The 18,136-nt window shown below is 46.7% G+C and carries 18 protein-coding genes; all 18 read right to left on the bottom strand.

What is annotated here, in order from left to right:
• Positions 1-304: 304 nt before the first annotated feature.
• The 18 genes from lysS to ftsH all read right to left on the bottom strand — a co-directional run bounded on the left by lysS (position 305) and on the right by ftsH (position 18,117).
• Entirely contained in the window at positions 305-1,801 is a 1,497-nt protein-coding gene (gene lysS, locus ASD40_RS13910; RefSeq protein ID WP_057303851.1) for a lysine--tRNA ligase, read from the bottom strand.
• Between the two features lie 87 nt (positions 1,802-1,888).
• Positions 1,889-2,365, bottom strand: coding sequence for a transcription elongation factor GreA (gene greA, locus ASD40_RS13905; protein ID WP_029197805.1), 477 nt, complete (start codon positions 2,363-2,365; stop codon positions 1,889-1,891).
• Between the two features lie 221 nt (positions 2,366-2,586).
• Positions 2,587-3,603 carry a tRNA dihydrouridine synthase DusB gene (gene dusB, locus ASD40_RS13900; protein ID WP_057303850.1) on the bottom strand — a complete coding sequence of 339 codons (1,017 nt, stop codon included), beginning with the start codon at positions 3,601-3,603 and terminating at the stop codon, positions 2,587-2,589.
• 17 nt (positions 3,604-3,620) lie between these two features.
• Positions 3,621-3,833: a helix-turn-helix domain-containing protein gene (locus tag ASD40_RS13895; RefSeq protein WP_047682939.1), complete on the bottom strand. Its 213-nt coding sequence runs from the start codon at positions 3,831-3,833 to the stop codon at positions 3,621-3,623.
• Complete coding sequence (gene folK / locus ASD40_RS13890) at positions 3,815-4,330, bottom strand: 2-amino-4-hydroxy-6-hydroxymethyldihydropteridine diphosphokinase (protein WP_057303849.1); 516 nt, start codon at positions 4,328-4,330, stop codon at positions 3,815-3,817. The genes ASD40_RS13895 and folK overlap by 19 nt, the downstream gene beginning before the upstream one ends.
• Positions 4,327-4,695: a dihydroneopterin aldolase gene (folB, locus tag ASD40_RS13885; protein WP_057303848.1), complete on the bottom strand. Its 369-nt coding sequence runs from the start codon at positions 4,693-4,695 to the stop codon at positions 4,327-4,329. The genes folK and folB overlap by 4 nt, the downstream gene beginning before the upstream one ends.
• Positions 4,696-4,712: 17 nt before the next feature.
• Positions 4,713-5,537 carry a dihydropteroate synthase gene (folP, locus tag ASD40_RS13880; RefSeq protein ID WP_057303847.1) on the bottom strand — a complete coding sequence of 275 codons (825 nt, stop codon included), beginning with the start codon at positions 5,535-5,537 and terminating at the stop codon, positions 4,713-4,715.
• A 29-nt stretch (positions 5,538-5,566) separates the two neighbouring features.
• A complete protein-coding gene (gene pabC, locus ASD40_RS13875; RefSeq protein WP_057303846.1) occupies positions 5,567-6,424 on the bottom strand; it encodes an aminodeoxychorismate lyase in 858 nt (285 codons plus the stop codon).
• Positions 6,425-6,427: 3 nt separating this feature from the next.
• Positions 6,428-7,009 carry an aminodeoxychorismate/anthranilate synthase component II gene (gene pabA, locus ASD40_RS13870; RefSeq protein WP_057303845.1) on the bottom strand — a complete coding sequence of 194 codons (582 nt, stop codon included), beginning with the start codon at positions 7,007-7,009 and terminating at the stop codon, positions 6,428-6,430.
• A 33-nt stretch (positions 7,010-7,042) separates the two neighbouring features.
• Positions 7,043-8,602 (bottom strand): anthranilate synthase component I family protein, encoded by a 1,560-nt coding sequence (locus tag ASD40_RS13865; RefSeq protein ID WP_057303844.1) that lies wholly within the window; start codon positions 8,600-8,602, stop codon positions 7,043-7,045.
• Between the two features lie 118 nt (positions 8,603-8,720).
• Positions 8,721-9,662: a cysteine synthase A gene (gene cysK, locus ASD40_RS13860; RefSeq protein WP_057303843.1), complete on the bottom strand. Its 942-nt coding sequence runs from the start codon at positions 9,660-9,662 to the stop codon at positions 8,721-8,723.
• A gap of 112 nt (positions 9,663-9,774) precedes the next feature.
• On the bottom strand, positions 9,775-10,716 hold the full coding sequence (locus ASD40_RS13855; protein WP_156390001.1) for a peptidyl-prolyl cis-trans isomerase: 942 nt from the start codon (positions 10,714-10,716) through the stop codon (positions 9,775-9,777).
• A gap of 44 nt (positions 10,717-10,760) precedes the next feature.
• Entirely contained in the window at positions 10,761-11,627 is an 867-nt protein-coding gene (gene hslO / locus ASD40_RS13850; RefSeq protein WP_057303841.1) for an Hsp33 family molecular chaperone HslO, read from the bottom strand.
• Between the two features lie 23 nt (positions 11,628-11,650).
• Positions 11,651-12,415: a type III pantothenate kinase gene (locus ASD40_RS13845; protein WP_047682965.1), complete on the bottom strand. Its 765-nt coding sequence runs from the start codon at positions 12,413-12,415 to the stop codon at positions 11,651-11,653.
• Positions 12,412-13,281, bottom strand: coding sequence for a carboxylating nicotinate-nucleotide diphosphorylase (gene nadC / locus ASD40_RS13840; protein ID WP_057303840.1), 870 nt, complete (start codon positions 13,279-13,281; stop codon positions 12,412-12,414). The genes ASD40_RS13845 and nadC overlap by 4 nt, the downstream gene beginning before the upstream one ends.
• Position 13,282: 1 nt before the next feature.
• Positions 13,283-14,893 carry an L-aspartate oxidase gene (gene nadB / locus ASD40_RS13835; protein WP_057303839.1) on the bottom strand — a complete coding sequence of 537 codons (1,611 nt, stop codon included), beginning with the start codon at positions 14,891-14,893 and terminating at the stop codon, positions 13,283-13,285.
• A gap of 120 nt (positions 14,894-15,013) precedes the next feature.
• On the bottom strand, positions 15,014-15,952 hold the full coding sequence (gene nadA / locus ASD40_RS13830) for a quinolinate synthase NadA (protein ID WP_057303838.1): 939 nt from the start codon (positions 15,950-15,952) through the stop codon (positions 15,014-15,016).
• Positions 15,953-16,164: 212 nt separating this feature from the next.
• A complete protein-coding gene (ftsH, locus tag ASD40_RS13825; RefSeq protein ID WP_057303837.1) occupies positions 16,165-18,117 on the bottom strand; it encodes an ATP-dependent zinc metalloprotease FtsH in 1,953 nt (650 codons plus the stop codon).
• Between the last annotated feature and the right edge of the window lie 19 nt (positions 18,118-18,136).

Raw genomic sequence — 18,136 nt, 5'->3', positions numbered from 1 at the left:
CTCATTTGCGTTGCTAGCGAGATTTTGCAATCTCTTTTTTGAACGATTTCTCGTTCGTGCTTACTCACTCGTTGTTCAGTTTTCAAAGATCAATTTCTCTTGTTCAACCTGCCCTCTTTCGAAAGCCGGAAGACCAATATACCATACCGAGAATTACTTTGCAACTTATTTTTGTAAGTTGTTTTTGTTAAGTTCTTCGTTGTCTCAGCGGCAACTTTTATAAGATACCACAGACGCCATGGACATTGCAAGTACTATTTTAAAAAGTTTCGAGACACCGATCGGTGCCTCGAAACGTAAGCCATTATTCACCTTGACGTTCACGCATAAGCGGAAACAACAGTACATCACGAATGGACGGTGCATTCGTCAATAGCATAACCAATCGGTCTATTCCTATTCCTAAACCACCTGTTGGAGGCATACCATACTCAAGCGCACGAATGAAGTCCTCATCCATCTCATGTGCTTCGTCATTGCCTTGCTCTTTCTCACGAAGCTGAGCTTCAAAACGCTCTCTTTGATCAATAGGATCATTAAGCTCCGTAAATGCGTTGGCATGCTCACGAGCTACGATAAAGAGTTCGAAGCGATCTGTGAAGCGCGGATCCTCGGGGTTCTTTTTGGCAAGCGGCGAAATTTCTAAAGGATGTCCGTAAATAAAGGTCGGTTGTATTAAGGTCTCTTCAACAAATGTTTCGAAGAATTGATTCACAATATGACCGAATGTCATATGAGGCTCAACTTGTACATGATGCTCTTTGGCCAAGCGATGAGCTTCCTCGTTCGACATGTGAACGCTAAAGTCTACTCCCTTAACTTCTTTGATGGCATCCACCATGGATACACGTCTCCAGCCAACAGCTAGATTGACCTCGTGATCGCCATATGGAACCGTTGTATTACCAAGAACCTCTTGCGCAATATGTGCAATAAGCTCCTCCGTGAGCTTCATGATGTCTTTATAGTCAGCGTAAGCCTCATAAAGCTCAATCATCGTAAACTCCGGATTGTGACGCGTAGAGATACCTTCATTACGGTATACACGCCCAATTTCGTACACTTTTTCTAATCCACCAACGATCAAACGCTTTAGATGAAGCTCAATCGCAATACGCATATGCAACTGCATGTCTAGAGCATTATGATGTGTGTTAAAAGGACGTGCAGATGCTCCGCCAGCTACGGAGTGCAATGTTGGTGTCTCCACTTCTAAATAGCCCAAAGAATCCAAGTAACGACGCATGGACTGAATAATACGGGAACGAAGAATAAATGTCTGCTGCACATCTTGATTCATAATCAAATCAACATAACGTTGACGATAGCGTAACTCTACATCACTAAGGCCATGGAATTTATCCGGCAGCGGAAGCAAAGATTTGGTCAAAACCTCAAGCGATTTCACTTTAATAGAAGTTTCGCCGGTTTTTGTTTTGAAAACAACACCCTGAACCCCAACCATATCGCCTAGATCCAAAAGATCAAAGGCTTGGTATTTGTTTGCATCTAGTGCATCTTCACGCACATAGATTTGAATTTTGCCTGTGATGTCTTGAAGATGTGCGAAGCTGGCCTTACCCATACCTCTTTTTTGCATAATACGTCCGGCGATACTGACCTCATGGTTTTCAGCATCCAACTCTTCTTTGGTTTTATCTTGGTAGGCTTTAAGAATTTCTTTGGTTGAATGCGTCCTTACGTATTTGCTACCAAACGGATCGACTCCTAGACCGCGAAGCTCGTCCAATTTATTACGGCGAATGACGAGCAATTCGTTCAATTCCAATTCCTGGCTCATGCTTTCATCTCCTACTTATTAGTAAAGGGTGCTAAAACCGGAAAAAAGCTTCCGAAAGGAAGCTTTCCAAAGGAATGCGGCTGCACGCTACTTTTTAATATCAATAATTTGATACTGAATGACGCCAGCAGGAACGGTGACGTCAACGTTCGCGCCCCTTTGTTTACCTAAAATAGCTCTACCTACAGGGCTTTCATTGGAAATCTTATTCATCAACGGATCGGATTCCGCCGTACCTACGATGTTATATTCAACCAAATCACCGAATTCTAAATCCTTCAGCGTTACGATTGAGCCAACACTCACGGTGTTGGTATCGACATCATCGTTATTAATAATACGCGCATTGCGCAGCAATTTTTCTAAAGTAATGATTCTGCCTTCAATAAAAGCTTGTTCGTTCTTCGCGTCTTCGTACTCTGAGTTCTCACTGATATCGCCATATCCGATGGCAACCTTGATTCTCTCAGCCACTTCCCGGCGCTTCACTGATTTCAGATGCTCAAGCTCATCTTCGAGCTTTCTTAAACCTTCTGGTGTAAGAATGACCTCTTTTTCAGCCATTTCCAACTGATCTCCCGTCATGTGAAAGATTTTCATATCGTTGAATCGATGCTTCCTGCTAGGAGTTGGGTCTTAAAAGAGCTGATTCAAGTAGTATGAATTCACGTTTCTTAAATAAGTTAGTTGCTCGTTTGTCTTTCAATATATGCAGGAACACATTAATATTGACTGATTATATTGCAACGGTTTCAAAATGTCAATCTCAACCATAGCTGCATTTTTTATTGAAGTACAGCTGATTCTTCATTCGTAGGTGATGAGGAATGCGCATATAGATGCTCGACATAATCATTCAAAGCTCGCACCATTTCATCACGCTTCAACATCTCCATAAGCGCATCCTTCACACGAGCCGCCCCTGTCATGCCCTTGAGGTACCACGCCATATGTTTGCGCATCTCTTTCACAGCAACATGCTCACCCTTAAGAGCAACAAGACGGTCCATGTGTAAGATCGCGATACGGATCTTCTCTTCCGCTGTCGGCTCAGGCGGCAATTCACCATTAGCAAGGTATTGCACGGTACGGTAAAGCATCCAAGGGTTGCCTAAGGCGCCGCGCCCAATCATCACGCCATCTACACCCGTATGGTCTAACATGCGTTTAGCATCCTCTGGTGTCACAACATCACCGTTCCCGATAACGGGAATCGACAGAGCTTGCTTAACATCACGAATGATGTCCCAATCTGCTTTACCTGTATACAGCTGCTCCCGCGTACGGCCGTGGACGCTTACAGCGCTGCCGCCGCCTCTTTCGACAGCTTTAGCATTTTCTATCGCATAAATGTGCTCTGAATCCCAGCCGATACGCATCTTCACAGTTACCGGTTTGCTTACTGCCGCAACAACGGTCGCGATCATTTCTTCGATTTTCTCAGGTTGGAGCAGCCATCTTGCACCCGCATCACACTTTGTGATTTTCGGTACTGGACAACCCATATTTATATCAATAATGTCTGCATTCGTCTGTTGGTCAACGATTCTAGCCGCTTGCACTAGCGTTTCGGTATCGCCACCAAAGATTTGCAGACTTAACGGTTTTTCTCGATCATCAACATAAAGCATTTCCATCGAGCGGGAATTCCCGTGAACAATGGCTTTATCACTAACCATTTCTGCACAGACTAAACCTGTACCAAATTCTTTGGCTATGAGTCGGAACGCAGGGTTACAAACGCCCGCCATTGGGGCAAGCACGACTTTATTGGGAGCTTCGACATTTCCTATTTTCAGCACCGAAGATTCCACTCCTCTCATCTCGCAACCGTTGCGACTAACTCATCCGGTTCAATATTTAGAACTTGCGAGATTTTATTTATTATTTTGGTATCCGGTTTTCGAGTACCTCTTTCAATAGCACCTAAGATGGCAATCGACACACCGAGTAAATCAGCTAATTCGTTCTGAGTGTACCCTTTTAACTTACGAAAAGCGCGTATACGCTGAGCTACTGAGCTTTTTTCCATAGGATGACGCCTTCCTTTCCTTCCAGTTTCTCCAAATGCGCGGAGATGAATTCAAATGCAGCATCTTGTCGCTTGTAGAGAACCTCAGTGAGAGGAACTAATACAAAAGCCCGCTCATGCATCCGCGGATGCGGAATGATCAAGTCGGGGGTTGTAAGCTGATGATCGCCGTAAAGGAGTAAATCCAAATCGATCGTTCTCGGGCCCCAGCGCAAATCGCGCGTTCGACCCAGTCTTTTCTCGATGGCAAGCATAGTGAACAACAACTCTTCTGCAGGTAAAACGGTGATGATTTGAATAACCATATTAAGAAAAGCAGATTGATCTACATAGCCAACCGGCTCGGTTTCGTAGATGCTGGACAATCCAGTCACCGTTATGCCCGACTCCTGATTCAGCGCTGTAATCGCCTCCTGCAAATAGTGTTCACGATCATCTATATTGGATCCCAATGCGACATAAGCTATCGTGCCTTGTTCTCGTTCTTCGGCTGTCATTCATTTGCCCGCTTTCGGTTAATCTCTACAGTTACCCCGTCAAAAAATACGGCAAAGGGCGGATGCGGCTTAATGACGCGAACCGTCACTTCATTGATACTAGTATAAGTATGCAGCAGCTCGGATGCAATATTTTCTGCTAAAGCTTCAATTAATTTATAAGTGCGGCCTTCCACAACCTCTTTGACTTTGAAAAATACTTCCCCGTAATTAACCGTATCATCCAAATGATCCGACTTGCCGGGTTTGTCCAGCGGAAGCATAAACTCTACATCTACATAAAAGCGTTGACCGAGCTTATTCTCTTCCGGAAAAACACCATGATTACCAAAGAATTGCATGCGGGAGAGTGTTATTTTATCCAATGTAAGAACCTCCAAGTTTAGGTTAACTGCGAACGAATAATGGCATCTGTCATAACCGCTAAACGTTTCATCGCTTGAACATCGTGTACTCTGATCATCCCACAGCCTTGGGCAATTCCAAGCACCACGGTCGATGCCGTTCCTTCCAGACGTTCCTCAGGAGGCAGATTAAGTGTTAAGCCGATGACACTCTTGCGAGATGTGCCTAAAAGGACCGGATATCCGAGATCGACAATCATACGCAGATGGTTCATTAGGAACAAGTTCTGTTCATAGGTCTTAGCAAATCCGATGCCTGGGTCTAAAATAATACGCTCTTCCCGAACGCCAACTTCTCTGGCTTGATTCGCATAGAGCTGTAAGTCGGTTGTAACGTCATGGAGAAAATCAGAATAAGTGGGGTTCACACGATTATGCGTGATGATAAACGCACAATCGTAGCTGGCCGCTACCTCTGCCATTTGAACGTCGGCTTGGCCGCCCCATACATCGTTGATGATATGCGCCCCCGCTTCTAATGCTTGCTTCGCGACCTCCGCTTTGTAAGTATCTATAGAAATAGGAATGTTTACTTCCTTACTTATTGCCTCAATGACAGGAATAACCCGTTGCAGTTCTTCGTCTTTTGTAACCTTGGCAAAACCAGGTCGGGTCGATTCGCCCCCGATATCAATAATGTCGGCGCCTTCAGCTACCATTTGGCGAGCTCTGCGCACCGCATCCTCTACCCTTACGTAATTCCCACCGTCCGAGAAGGAGTCCGGGGTTACGTTTAATATGCCCATAATGATCGTTCGATCACCAATGGGCAGCTCATGTCCTCTGCAGGATAACACTTTCATTACTGTTCACTTCCTGTTGCTATCAGATGTTAGTTATAAAGCTCGCTAAATTGGCGAGTTATCGGACCTACGACGCCCTCTCCAACGATGTGAGATTGTCCACTGGGTGTGAACAGTGTCGTAATAGGTACGATCTCTTGTATGGAATTAACGATAAACACCTCATCGGCTTCCATGAGATCTTCCCATCGATATAGGCCACCCTGTGTTGGAATCTGCTGCTGCTGTGCCAGTTGCAACACATAGGCTCTTGTGATTCCAGGTAAGATGCCTGTATCCAGAGATGGCGTATAGCAGATTCTATCCTTTATGAAAAAGATGTTGCTCACGATGCCTTCAGCTACGTAGCCTTCTTCGGTCAGCATCAGGCCTTCTGCGCCAGCTGCCCAATCATACTGCAGCAACTCTCTTTTGGCCAAAATATTGTTCATATAGTGAAAGGACTTGAAGCGGTATAGACCTTCCGGCGTATTACGAGGCAGCTTCAGCAGCTGCAGCGCTTTGCCCTGTGTATAGATCTGCTCGTCCCTTGGTGGAAGCGGCTTGATGTATATGATCTCTGTTGGGTTTTGATAGACGCCCGATGGCAGCCCAAGAATATCAACTCCGGCCGAAACGGAGTAGCGGATATACGCATCCTCTAGGTGATTGGCTTTAAGCAGCTCATCAATCAGACGCTGAATGTGTCCAAGGTCCGGCTCATAGCCAATCCCAAGCTCACGGCAGCCCTCTGTTAGACGCCGAAGATGCTCGGGCAGCAGGAACGGTTCTTTCTTATAGGTGCGAAATGTCTCAAAAAGGCCGAGGCCGTAAAGAAAGCCGTGATCGTAAACCGAGACCACAGCTTCCTTATCATTTGTTAGAATCCCATTGACGCTAAGAATCATAAATTAAACTCCCGCTTTGGCCGTGCGGCGAAGAAAATTCCGCAGAATCTGATGACCGTGCTGAGTAATAATCGATTCTGGGTGGAATTGAACACCTTCAATCGGATATTCCTTATGGCGTAATGCCATAATTTCACCTTCTGCTGTACGTGCACTAACTTCCAAGCAATCAGGCAGCGTCTCGGTTTTCACAATTAGGGAATGGTAGCGAGTCGCTATAAAAGGGGATGGCAGCCCTTCGAATAAGGTTTTACCATCATGGAAAATCTCTGAGGTTTTGCCATGCATTAAGCGCTCTGCGCGAATGACGTCGCCGCCAAAAGCTTGACCAATCGATTGATGACCTAGACAGACGCCGAAGATGGGGATTTTACCCTTGAAATGGTCGATAAGTGATAAGCTAATTCCAGCTTCATTCGGCGTGCAAGGACCTGGAGATATTAGAATATGATCGGGCGCTAAAGCCTCAACGCCAGCTAAATCAACTTCGTCATTACGACGAACGACGACTTCTTCACCGATCTCCCCCAAATATTGGACGAGGTTGTACGTAAACGAATCATAATTATCAATCACTAAAATCATTCTAAGCTCCCCTTTCGTCAGCCCTGCTAGGGCTTAAGCTCGGCTCATGCTCCGCTCGCTATATTCTATCGCTTTCCACATCGCTTTGGCTTTATTCAAGGATTCAATGTACTCACGTTCGGGTATGGAATCAATAACGATACCAGCCCCTGCTTGAATGTGGCCCATCCCTTGAACAGCTACCAGCGTGCGTATAATAATATTAAATTCCATATTTCCATTATAGTCAATCCACCCCATAGATCCCGTATAGGGTCCGCGGCGAACCGGTTCTAATTCTTCAATAATTTCCATGGTGCGAATCTTCGGAGCACCTGTGATCGTGCCTCCAGGGAAGGTCGCCGCAATGACGTCATAGGCGTCCTTCCCCTCTGCGAGCTCGCCGACGACTTCCGAGACGATATGCATCACATGGGAGTAGTATTCGATGACCATGAAGTCTTTGACGTGGACGGATCCGTACTTTGAGATGCGGCCAAGATCGTTGCGCTCGAGATCGACCAGCATGACATGCTCGGCGCGCTCTTTGTCGTTGTCGATGAGCTCGCCGGCTAGGCGCAGGTCATCCTGCTCGTCCTTGCCGCGCGGGCGCGTGCCAGCGATAGGACGCGTCCGCAGGACGCCGTCCTCGAGCTGTACGAGCAGCTCCGGCGAGCCAGAGACGAGGGCGAAGCCTGCGAAGCGCAGCAAGCCCATGTAAGGCGAGGGATTGACGATGCGCAGCGCCTCGTAGATCTCCTCCGGCGTCGTGCGCAGCTGCCGGCTCTGTCTAACGGACAAGTTGACTTGGAACACGTCACCTTGGGAGATGTAGGCTTGGATGCGCTGCACCGCCGCGATGTAATCGGCTTTGCCGAAGGCAGGCTGAATGCCTGCGATGCTCTCGACGTCGATGTGCAGCTGCTCGCGCGCGATCGCCGGTTGGTTTGCACTGCTCAGCTGCGAGCCTGACCAGCTGCTGGAGCGGATTGCATGCCAGCGAGCGAGCATCGCCTCAGCCTTAGCGTGCGCTTGTGCATAAAGCTGCCGGAGATAAGTGTCATCGGCTGTTCGGCTCTGCTCAAGCGGCATATGCACCGCAATGTACAGGCTCTTATCGATATGATCCAAGGTCCAAACTTGATCATACATAGCGAAGCTATAATCCGGAATCGGTAGGTCATTTGCCGCTTGCTCCTGGAGTTTCTCAATGGTGCGGATCACGTCATAGCTCCAATAACCTACACAGCCGCCAAGAAATTTAGGGGCGCCTTCAACTTTAGGGCTGTGATAGGCTGACATCCATTGCTTCACAATATCGAGCGGTTTGCCTTGCAATCGTGAAACATGAGGCTTGCCCTTATCAACTGGGTTGATCATGGTCATTTCCGCATCCAAACCGTTTCCATGAATCGTAGAAAACGGCTGTAAACCGAAGCAAGTGTAACGCCCCCCTTTGCCGCTTTCCAGGACAAAGGAATCCGGCGCAGCTTCTTTCCACGCTTCTTGCCAAGAAGCGATCCGGTCGTCGGCAAGTCCCAGTTTAATGACATAAGGCAGCATCGTATACGTGGAGGACCAATTACGCCACTGCTCTACTGTTGTTAGGATCATACTTGCCCCCCCCTTCCTGTGACATCCGATGATTAGTTGTCCATTAGTATACTCCAACCTTACACAGAAAAAAAGCCCCCAGCTGCAGCAGCTGGAGGCTCGTTCGTAGCAAGTAATCTTATTGCTCTTCGAATTGATACAATGGCGTAGAAAGGTAACGCTCACCGTTACTTGGAATCACAGCAACTACACGTTTGCCTGCGCCAAGTTCTTTAGCAACTTTAAGCGCTGCAAAAATCGCTGCACCGGAGGAGATACCACCAAGTATACCTTCTTCTTTGGCTACACGGCGTGAAGTTTCGAAAGCATCTTCGTTTTCTACGGCAATAATTTCGTCATAGATGCTTGTGTTCAGAATGTCTGGAACAAAGCCTGCGCCGATACCTTGAATTTTATGAGGACCTGGCTTACCGCCGGAAAGTACCGGAGATGCAGCAGGTTCAATGGCATAAATCTTGATGTTCGGGAAGTTTTCTTTCAGTACGCCACCTGCGCCTGTAATTGTTCCGCCCGTACCAATACCCGCAATGAAAGCGTCCAATTTGCCATCGTGAGCATTAATCGCTTCAACGATTTCTGGACCTGTTGTTTCACGGTGAACTTTCACGTTTGCTAGGTTTTTGAATTGTTGCGGGATGAAGTAGGAAGGATTCTCTGCTTGAAGTTCCTCAGCACGTTTGATAGCGCCCTTCATTCCTTCTGCTCCTGGCGTCAGAACTAGCTGAGCCCCGTAAGCGCGAAGCAGGTTACGTCTTTCCAAAGACATCGTTTCTGGCATAACCAGAATCGCCTTGTATCCTTTTGCAGCTGCGACTAAAGCTATTCCGATTCCTGTGTTACCGCTAGTTGGCTCAACAATCGTATCGCCCGGCTTCAATATACCTTCTTGCTCAGCCACTTCGATCATGGAGATGGCAATACGGTCTTTTACGCTGGCACCTGGATTTTGGTACTCGAGTTTCACATAAATCTCTGCGCTTCCTTCTGGAACAACGCGGTTCAAACGAACAAGCGGTGTATCGCCAATCAAATCCGTAATGCTTTGCACTAATCTTGCCATGCTATTTCCCCTCCAGGTTAAATAATCGATGATTTCCGAGTTAATTAGTCGGTATTAATACATTTATCTTATCAATGCACTTACTGGTTGTCAACCATATTTTCACAGAATGTCAACGCAATAGAGGGTCAAGAATGCTAACCTTCCATTTTCCTCGAAGCTGCTGCACATAATCCTTGAGAGGTGGTGCTTCTCGAAGCGCTAGCTCTCTCCGCACATTTTCTCGAACGAAAGCAAGATCTGGATTTACTTTCTCTCGCCGATTCTTCAGCTTCACAATCGCAAATCCTTGTGGCAGAGGGACAGGCTTACTCACTTCTCCAACCTTCAGTAGTTTCGCCGCCTCAAGAACAGGAGCAGCAACAAAAGGATCGTCTCCTTCAATCCAACCCAAATCACCGCCGGAGTTATTGGTTGCATCGTCCAGGGAACGATCTCTGGCAAGGGTCGCAAAATTCTCTCCTTTCGCCAGCTCTGCAATGACTTTATTCGCTTGATCCTTGGTGGACACGATAATCTGAAGAATATTATATTCGGTATCTTGCTTGAATTCATCGGCGTGCGTCTTCATATAGTCTTCTACCTGAGCATCCGTTATCTGAATATGTTTGGTTGCGAGCTTCTCGAGTAACAGTTTATTGGTTACATCTTCCTTGATTTCTTGCTCTGACAAACCTAACTGATTTTGCATGGATGCATAAAATTGTTGCTCACTCTCATAACCTTGCTGCATCCGTTTCAACTCACGGTTAATCTCCGCGCTTCCAATCGTAGTCCCTGTCTCGTTGCCTTCCAGACGTATCACTTCACGATCCAACATTTGACCCAGCAGTTCTGCCCCATAATGACGTTCAAGAGCTGTTTGAAGCTCCAGAATGGTCATATCACGATTTCCAACTTTGGCGACTACCCGATCATTCTTCTGCTCACCCTGCTTCTCAGGTTCTGGTGGTTGACTTGGTTCTGATTGGTTAATGGTATGGGTGACCAGCAAGGATGCGAGCACGAGATTACCTACAGCCATCACGATAATGACTCCCCACAATCGCTTCACGTTTGCATCCTGACTCCCTCTTTACATCTATAATGCTGCTTGCTCTATAGTTCAATCATTCGTTTCAAATCATCTTCATTAAACCGATACGCTTCATTGCAGAAATGGCAAACGACCTCAGCAAACCCTTCATCTTCAAGAATTTCTTGCAGCTCTATCTTCCCTAAGGAAATAAGCGTTGTTTCAACTCTTTCACGACTGCATTTACAGCGGAACATGACATCCATCTGATCAAGCTTCTGGAAAGATGGTAGTACAGTTTGAAGAATTTCTTCTAAATTCAAACCCCCGCCGAGCATGTTTGTGAAGGATGGAATGCGAGCGAGCATTCCTTCAATGTCCCCAATTTCATCATTTGTTAATCCTGGGAGCAATTGAATAACGAATCCGCCTGAAGCCAGAATGGAGTGATCCGTATTAACCAATACCCCTAGCGCAACAGCTGAAGGCGTTTGTTCAGACATGGCAAAATAATACGTGAAATCTTCAGCCAATTCTCCTGAAATGAGAGGAACGCTGCCTTTATAGGGCTCTTTCATACCTAAATCTTTCGTTATGTACAAAAATCCATCCGTTCCCACTGCAGCAGCAACATCTAGCTTGCCATTCTCCTTAAGGGGAGGATCGACTAACGGATTATCGACATAACCGCGTGCCTCGCCCTTCGCATTAGCATCGACCACAATTTGACCGATGGGTCCATCGCCTTTAACTTGAACAATCAGATGCTCTTCACCCTTGAGCATGGCTGCAATGAGAAGTCCCGCAGCTGCCGTTCTTCCTAATGCTGCCGTGGCTGTTGGTGTGGTTTGGTGTCTTCGGCTAAGTTCTTCTGTGAGGACAGTCGTTTCTACAGCGAAAGCACGAACTTTTCCGCCCAGCGCCGTTCCTCGAATCAAATAATCGCCCATGTTAAATCCTTTCCTTAAACAGCTTATGCATTTTTCTCATAAATCATTTGTAGACCTTGCAAAGTAAGCAGTGGATTGACGATCTGAATGGTACGAGACTCACTGGAAATCAACTCCGCAAGACCACCCGTAGCAATTACTGTTGGATTGACATTAAATTCTTGAATAACACGTTCGACAATCCCATCAACTTGGCCTACATAGCCGAAAATAATCCCTGCCTGCATCGCCGCTACGGTATTACGACCGACGACGCTCTTCGGTTTAACCAGCTCGATGCGCGGCAGCTTCGCCGCCTTCTGATATAAGGCTTCCGTTGATATCCCGATTCCTGGTGCAATCGCGCAGCCAACAAGCTGCTGGGAAGGATCGATGTAGTCGTATGTGGTAGCCGTCCCGAAATCAACAATGATACAAGGCGCCCCGTACAACTCAAGAGCCGCGACAGCATTTACAATGCGATCAGCACCGACCTCTTTGGGATTGTCTACACGCACGTTCAAGCCTGTCTTAATGCCAGGACCAACGATGAATGGCGTCCTTTTCAAATAGTGTAAGCAAAGGTTTTCCATTACATTCATAAGCGGAGGAACAACGGAGGAGACAATGACACCTTCCACCTGCGTAAATGAGATGCCCGAGTGTTGAAACAGGCTATGCAGCTGCATCCCATACTCATCGACTGTCGCTGAACGGTTCGTACTAACCCGCCAGTGATGAAGGAGCGTTCGCTCTTGATAAAGACCGAGCACAATGTTCGTATTCCCAACATCGATAACGAGAATCATAGTGCCGTCTCCTTCTGCTCATTCAGATCTAATGAGATATCCAGCGCTGCAACCGAATACGTTAAGCGCCCAACAGAAATCACATCAACGCCCGTTTCCGCCATCGCTTTAATAGTCTGAGGTGTCACAGAACCTGAGCCCTCTACTACAATATGCGGTGCTTTACTTTTAATTATGGAAACTGCTTCTTTCATCTTCGCAGGAATCATATTATCGAGCATGATGATATCCGCACCAGCCGCTAATGCTTCGTGCAACTGGTCAAAATTCTCGACCTCCACCTCAATCTTCATCGTGTGGGGGATCTGTTGTCGAGCCGCTTGTATAGCTTGTGTAATGCCGCCTGAACCTTTAATATGATTATCTTTAATCATTACAGCATCGTAGAGTCCAAATCGGTGATTATGACCTCCACCAACGCGTACAGCATACTTCTCAAGCAGTCTGTGTCCCGGAGTCGTCTTCCGTGTATCGACAAGCCTAGTCGGCACACCTTCTAAAGCATCGACAAACTCACGCGTCTTGGTTGCAATTCCAGATAATCGCTGCATCAAATTAAGGCTTAATCTTTCACCTAGCAGAATACTGCGCGTATTGCCTTCCACTTCAGCTAGTATGGTCCCTTTATAAACAGACGATCCTTCAACTACTTTAGTTTCAAAACGAAGAGAAGCATCGACCACAGCAAAAACTTCCTGGGCGATTCGGAGTCCACAGACTATTCCGTCTTCTTTGACGTGGATAATCCCTTTGGACGCATGTTCCAAAGGGATCGTTGTCAGAGTTGTGACATCGCCGGTTCCAATATCCTCTTCCAGCCAAAGCCGAATATGTTTACGAATGAGTTCCATATTTAAATCCAGCATATTAAATCCACTCCTCAATGCTATCTTCCCCGCGCTTAAAAACAATATGCTTCTTCCATGCTTGATCATCCCGTTCAGGGAAATCTTCCCGGTAATGACCGCCACGACTTTCCTCCCGCGCTAGAGCCGCTGTTGTCGTTAGAAGCGCACAGTTAAGTAAATTTGCAAACTCATAATCTTCACGTTTCGTCATCAAAGAACCGAAGATAGAGAGTTGTCTTGCCAATTCGTCATACCCTTTTTGCAAGCCTTTGGCTGAACGTTTCAGTCCCGCGTAACGCAGCATAACCTTTTGCAGCTTAAGCTTTTTCTCGACAACGGCTTGATTCGGAATTTCCGTTCTTGACGCTTTGGATTCAGCGCGTATTTGAATGTTACCTTCCAAAGGCGCGAGCTCCTGTATCCGTTCGATGATTCTTCTACCGAACACAATAGCTTCAGATAAGGAGTTACTGGCTAATCGATTAGCGCCATGTACACCTGTAGAGGACACTTCCCCGCAAGCGAAAAGACGGCGGACGATCGTTTCTCCGTGTAGATCTGTCTTGACACCGCCCATCATATAATGAGCTGCGGGAGCAACCGGAATCCAGTCGGTGCTCATATCTAGGCCGTAATTGAGGCAATATTCATATATCGTCGGGAATCGATGTTTAATTAACTCTTCGGATTCGTGCGTAATATCGATATAGACGAAGGTCGATTTGCAATTCTCCATCTCGTCGACGATGGCACGGGCCACGACATCCCTAGGCGCTAGCTCAAGCTGGGGGTGGTAACGCTCCATGAAGCGTTCCCCCTTAATGTTACGCAGATAAGCCCCCTCGCCGCGAACCGCTTCCGAGATCAGGAAGCGCGGAGCACCAGGGTAGCAAAGCGCCGTAGGGTGGAATTGAATGAATTCCACGTCTTGAATTTGCGCACCGGCGCGGTGAGCAATCGCTATTCCATCGCCTGTGGCGATGTCAGGATTCGTTGTGTAGCGGAACAGCTGTCCCGCACCACCGGAGCAAAGGATCGTAGCATTTCCACGCACAAATACGCGCTGACCGCTTGGTTTCTGCACAAGAGCGCCGTAGCATTCGCCATCCTGGGTGATCAGGTCGATCACGAAGTGATCGTCCCAGATCTCAATGTTCGGATCTTGCTTCGTGCGTTCCGAAAGAGCTCGTACAATTTCAGCGCCTGTGGCGTCGCCATGCGCATGCAAAATGCGGCGTTGGCTATGCGCCCCCTCTTTGGTCAAAGCAAACTCCCCGTTCTCGAGATCGAACTGGGTACCCATCCGAATGAGATCCTGAACGCCGTTGGGGCCTTCATGAACGAGAACGTCAACAGCCTCAGGCGAACATAAACCAGCACCTGCTATTAGGGTATCCTGCATATGATATTCCGGCGAATCCTCGTCCGATATAACAGCAGCAATTCCGCCTTGCGCATAGCGCGTGTTACTGTCGAGGAGCGATTTCTTCGTAATCATCAGCACTTTCTTATTTTCACTAGCGCGAAGAGCAGTGAATAAACCTGCAATGCCCGCGCCAATCACAATAACATCTGTATGTACATGAGGAATGGAATCTAAATCTACATCTACGAGGTATCTAGGAATCATGCCGTTTCACCTGTTCTTCACCATTAATTACTCGCAAAGCAAACGGGATCCGATGGATTACTCGAATATAGGAATGCTTCGCGAGGGTACCCTGCCTATTAAACAAGAGAGTAGCGCATGCTACTTTACTTGTAACATGCGCTCTAAGGACAATCTTGCTTTATTGGCTACATCTTCTGGCACATAAATCTCTGGTTGCATCGTTTCAAGACATTTCACAATTTTCTTCAAATTGTTTACTTTCATATTCGGGCATACCAAGTATTTGGTTGCAAAATGGAACTGTTTATCAGGACTGTCCAGACGAAGCTGATAGCCCGTTCCATCTTCCGTTCCAACGATAAACTCTTTGCAATCAGACTCTTTGCAATATTTGATAATCGCTGTCGTACTACCTACGAAATCTCCCAGTTTAACAACTTCTGGACGACATTCTGGATGAACAACAAACTGAGCATTCGGGTATTGGGCTCTCATTTCTTCCACATCTTTAACAGTTAGCATATCATGCGTATTGCAATAGCCTTCCCAGATGATCACTTTTTTGCTTGTGAATTTTGATACATAGTCGCCCAAATTTTTATCCGGCACCCAGATGATCTCATCTGAATCGACGGAATTAATAACATTGATGGCATTTGCCGAAGTACAGCAAATATCTGTTTCTGATTTCACATCAGCAGATGTATTAATGTAAGCAACAACTTTAGCATTAGGATGCTGGCGTTTCAAAGCGCGTAGACCCTCTACATTCACCATATCCGCCATCGGGCAGCCTGCACGCTCGTCAGGAATAATGACTGTTTTGTTAGGAGCAAGAATCTTAGCACTTTCCCCCATGAAATGTACGCCACAGAAAACAATCACATCAGCATCGGTTTGCGCTGCCTTCTGCGCAAGCAGAAAGGAATCCCCCCGGAAATCGGCAACCTCTTGAACTTCGTCACGTTGATAATAATGAGCAAGAATAATAGCATTCCGTTCTTTCTTTAGCTGCAGCAACCGTTCCTTGAGTTCGCGGTTCTGCTCCGCTTTGCGTTCTAATGCTAGAGCTTCCATGGTGCTTCCTCCCCTGTCTGGGACGTAAAATGTACTTCTTGTCTATCTAAAAATAGGATTAACAATAGTATGTTCTAATCGTAATAAAATTAGAGATTTACAACTAATTTACACATTCTCACATCCCCTGTCAATGCGCAAATATGCCGAAAAAACCAGAAAATCCGGGTACACCTGACGTGTACACCGGATTTACGAGTTGCTAATGCTTGTTACTCTTCGGAATGATCCGAATTGGAATCTTTATCTTTGTTTAACTCCAATTTATTGCTTTCGCTAGATTGGCTTTGCCCTTGAATGTTCACTTTGACCTCTTCGTCATCCGCGCTTGCATTCAATTTGCCTTTCTCTAGAAGCTCGATGATTTCGTCTTTATCGAGTGTTTCTTTCTCAAGCAGTGTTTTGGCTACGAGATGAATCTGATCCGCATGCTCCGTAAGCATCGCACGAGCACGATCATAACAAGTGCGAATAAAGTTTTGCATCTCTTGATCAATCTCATAAGCAATCGCATCACTGTAGTTTTGCTCATGCCCGATATCGCGGCCTAAGAACACTTGGCCTTGCGAGCTGCCGAACTGCATTGGTCCAAGCTTATCGCTCATACCATATTCCATAATCATGCGACGAACAATACCGGTTGCTTTCTGGAAGTCACTATAAGCCCCAGTGCCTATTTCTCCGATAAATAGTTCTTCGGAAACACGGCCTCCTAGGAGTCCTGTTACTTTATCCAGCAATTCATTCTTCGTCTGCATCATGCGATCTTCGCCTTCTTTGGGCAGCATCATGACATAACCGCCAGCGCGTCCGCGCGGAACGATCGTAACTTTGTGCACCATATCAGCATTCTCGGCGTAATAACCAATGATCGCGTGTCCGGCTTCATGATAAGCAACAATGCGTTTCTCAGCTTCGCTGATAATCCGGCTTTTCTTCTGCGTACCTACAATAATACGGTCAAAGGCTTCTTCGACTTCAGCCATCGAAATATCTTTACGGTTACGACGGGCAGCAATTAAAGCTGCTTCGTTCAATAGATTCTCGAGATCAGCACCTGTGAATCCAGTTGTGTAACGAGACAGGGCGTCAAGCTTCACGTCTTTGGCAAGTGGTTTGTTGCGGGCATGTACTTTCAGTACAGCTTCGCGGCCTTTGATGTCTGGACGATCTACCGTGATTTGACGGTCGAAACGACCTGGACGCAACAAGGCTGGGTCAAGGATATCTGGGCGGTTAGTCGCTGCAACGATAATGATACCTTCGTTCGCGCCAAAGCCGTCCATTTCTACTAACAATTGATTGAGCGTTTGTTCACGCTCGTCATGTCCGCCGCCTAAACCAGCGCCACGTTGACGACCTACAGCATCAATCTCATCGATAAAAATGATACAAGGTGAGTTTTTCTTCGCGTTCTCGAACAAGTCACGAACACGGGAAGCACCGACACCGACGAACATCTCAACGAAGTCAGAACCTGAAATACTGAAGAATGGTACGCCTGCTTCACCAGCGACAGCTCGCGCAAGAAGGGTTTTACCGGTTCCCGGAGGACCATTGAGCAGAACCCCTTTGGGAATTCTAGCACCGACTGCTGCGAATTTCCGTGGATCTTTGAGGAATTCCACAACTTCGATCAATTCTTGCTTCTCTTCGTCTGCACCTGCCACGTCTTCAAATGTGACGCGTTTTTTCTCCTCATTATATAAGCGGGCACGGCTTTTGCCGAAGTTCATCACTTTGCCGCCGCCACCTTGAGCCTGATTTAACAGGAAGAAAAACAAGATGAAGATAATGACGAATGGGATGATGGAAGTTAGGAAGCTAATCCAAACGCTATCCCGTTCCATAGTCTCGTACGTTTCCGATGGAACGCCATTCGCTTCGATCAGCTGAACGACCATAGGCTCGAACGGAGCATGGGTCTCGAAGCTCTTCTTATCAGCACCACTTGGTGGGTTAATGTACTTACCTTTAATCAAATATGTGTATCCATCAAACTTCAAGGTCACGGATTCCACATTTTTGTTAACCACCGCTTGGCGGAATTTATCGTAAGTAATTAACTCCTTTTGCTCGTTTTGGGTACTAATGAAATGGACGATACCTACAGTAACCAAAAATATAAGTAAATAAAAGCCGGTATTCCGGATAATTCGATTCATCCCGAGCCTCCTCTCAAAC

The organism is Paenibacillus sp. Root444D2, from assembly GCF_001426375.1.
Classification (GTDB): Bacteria; Bacillota; Bacilli; order Paenibacillales; family NBRC-103111; genus Paenibacillus_E.
The sequence above is the reverse complement of the archived record's forward strand: the minus strand, read 5'-3'. Positions and strand labels throughout refer to the sequence as shown.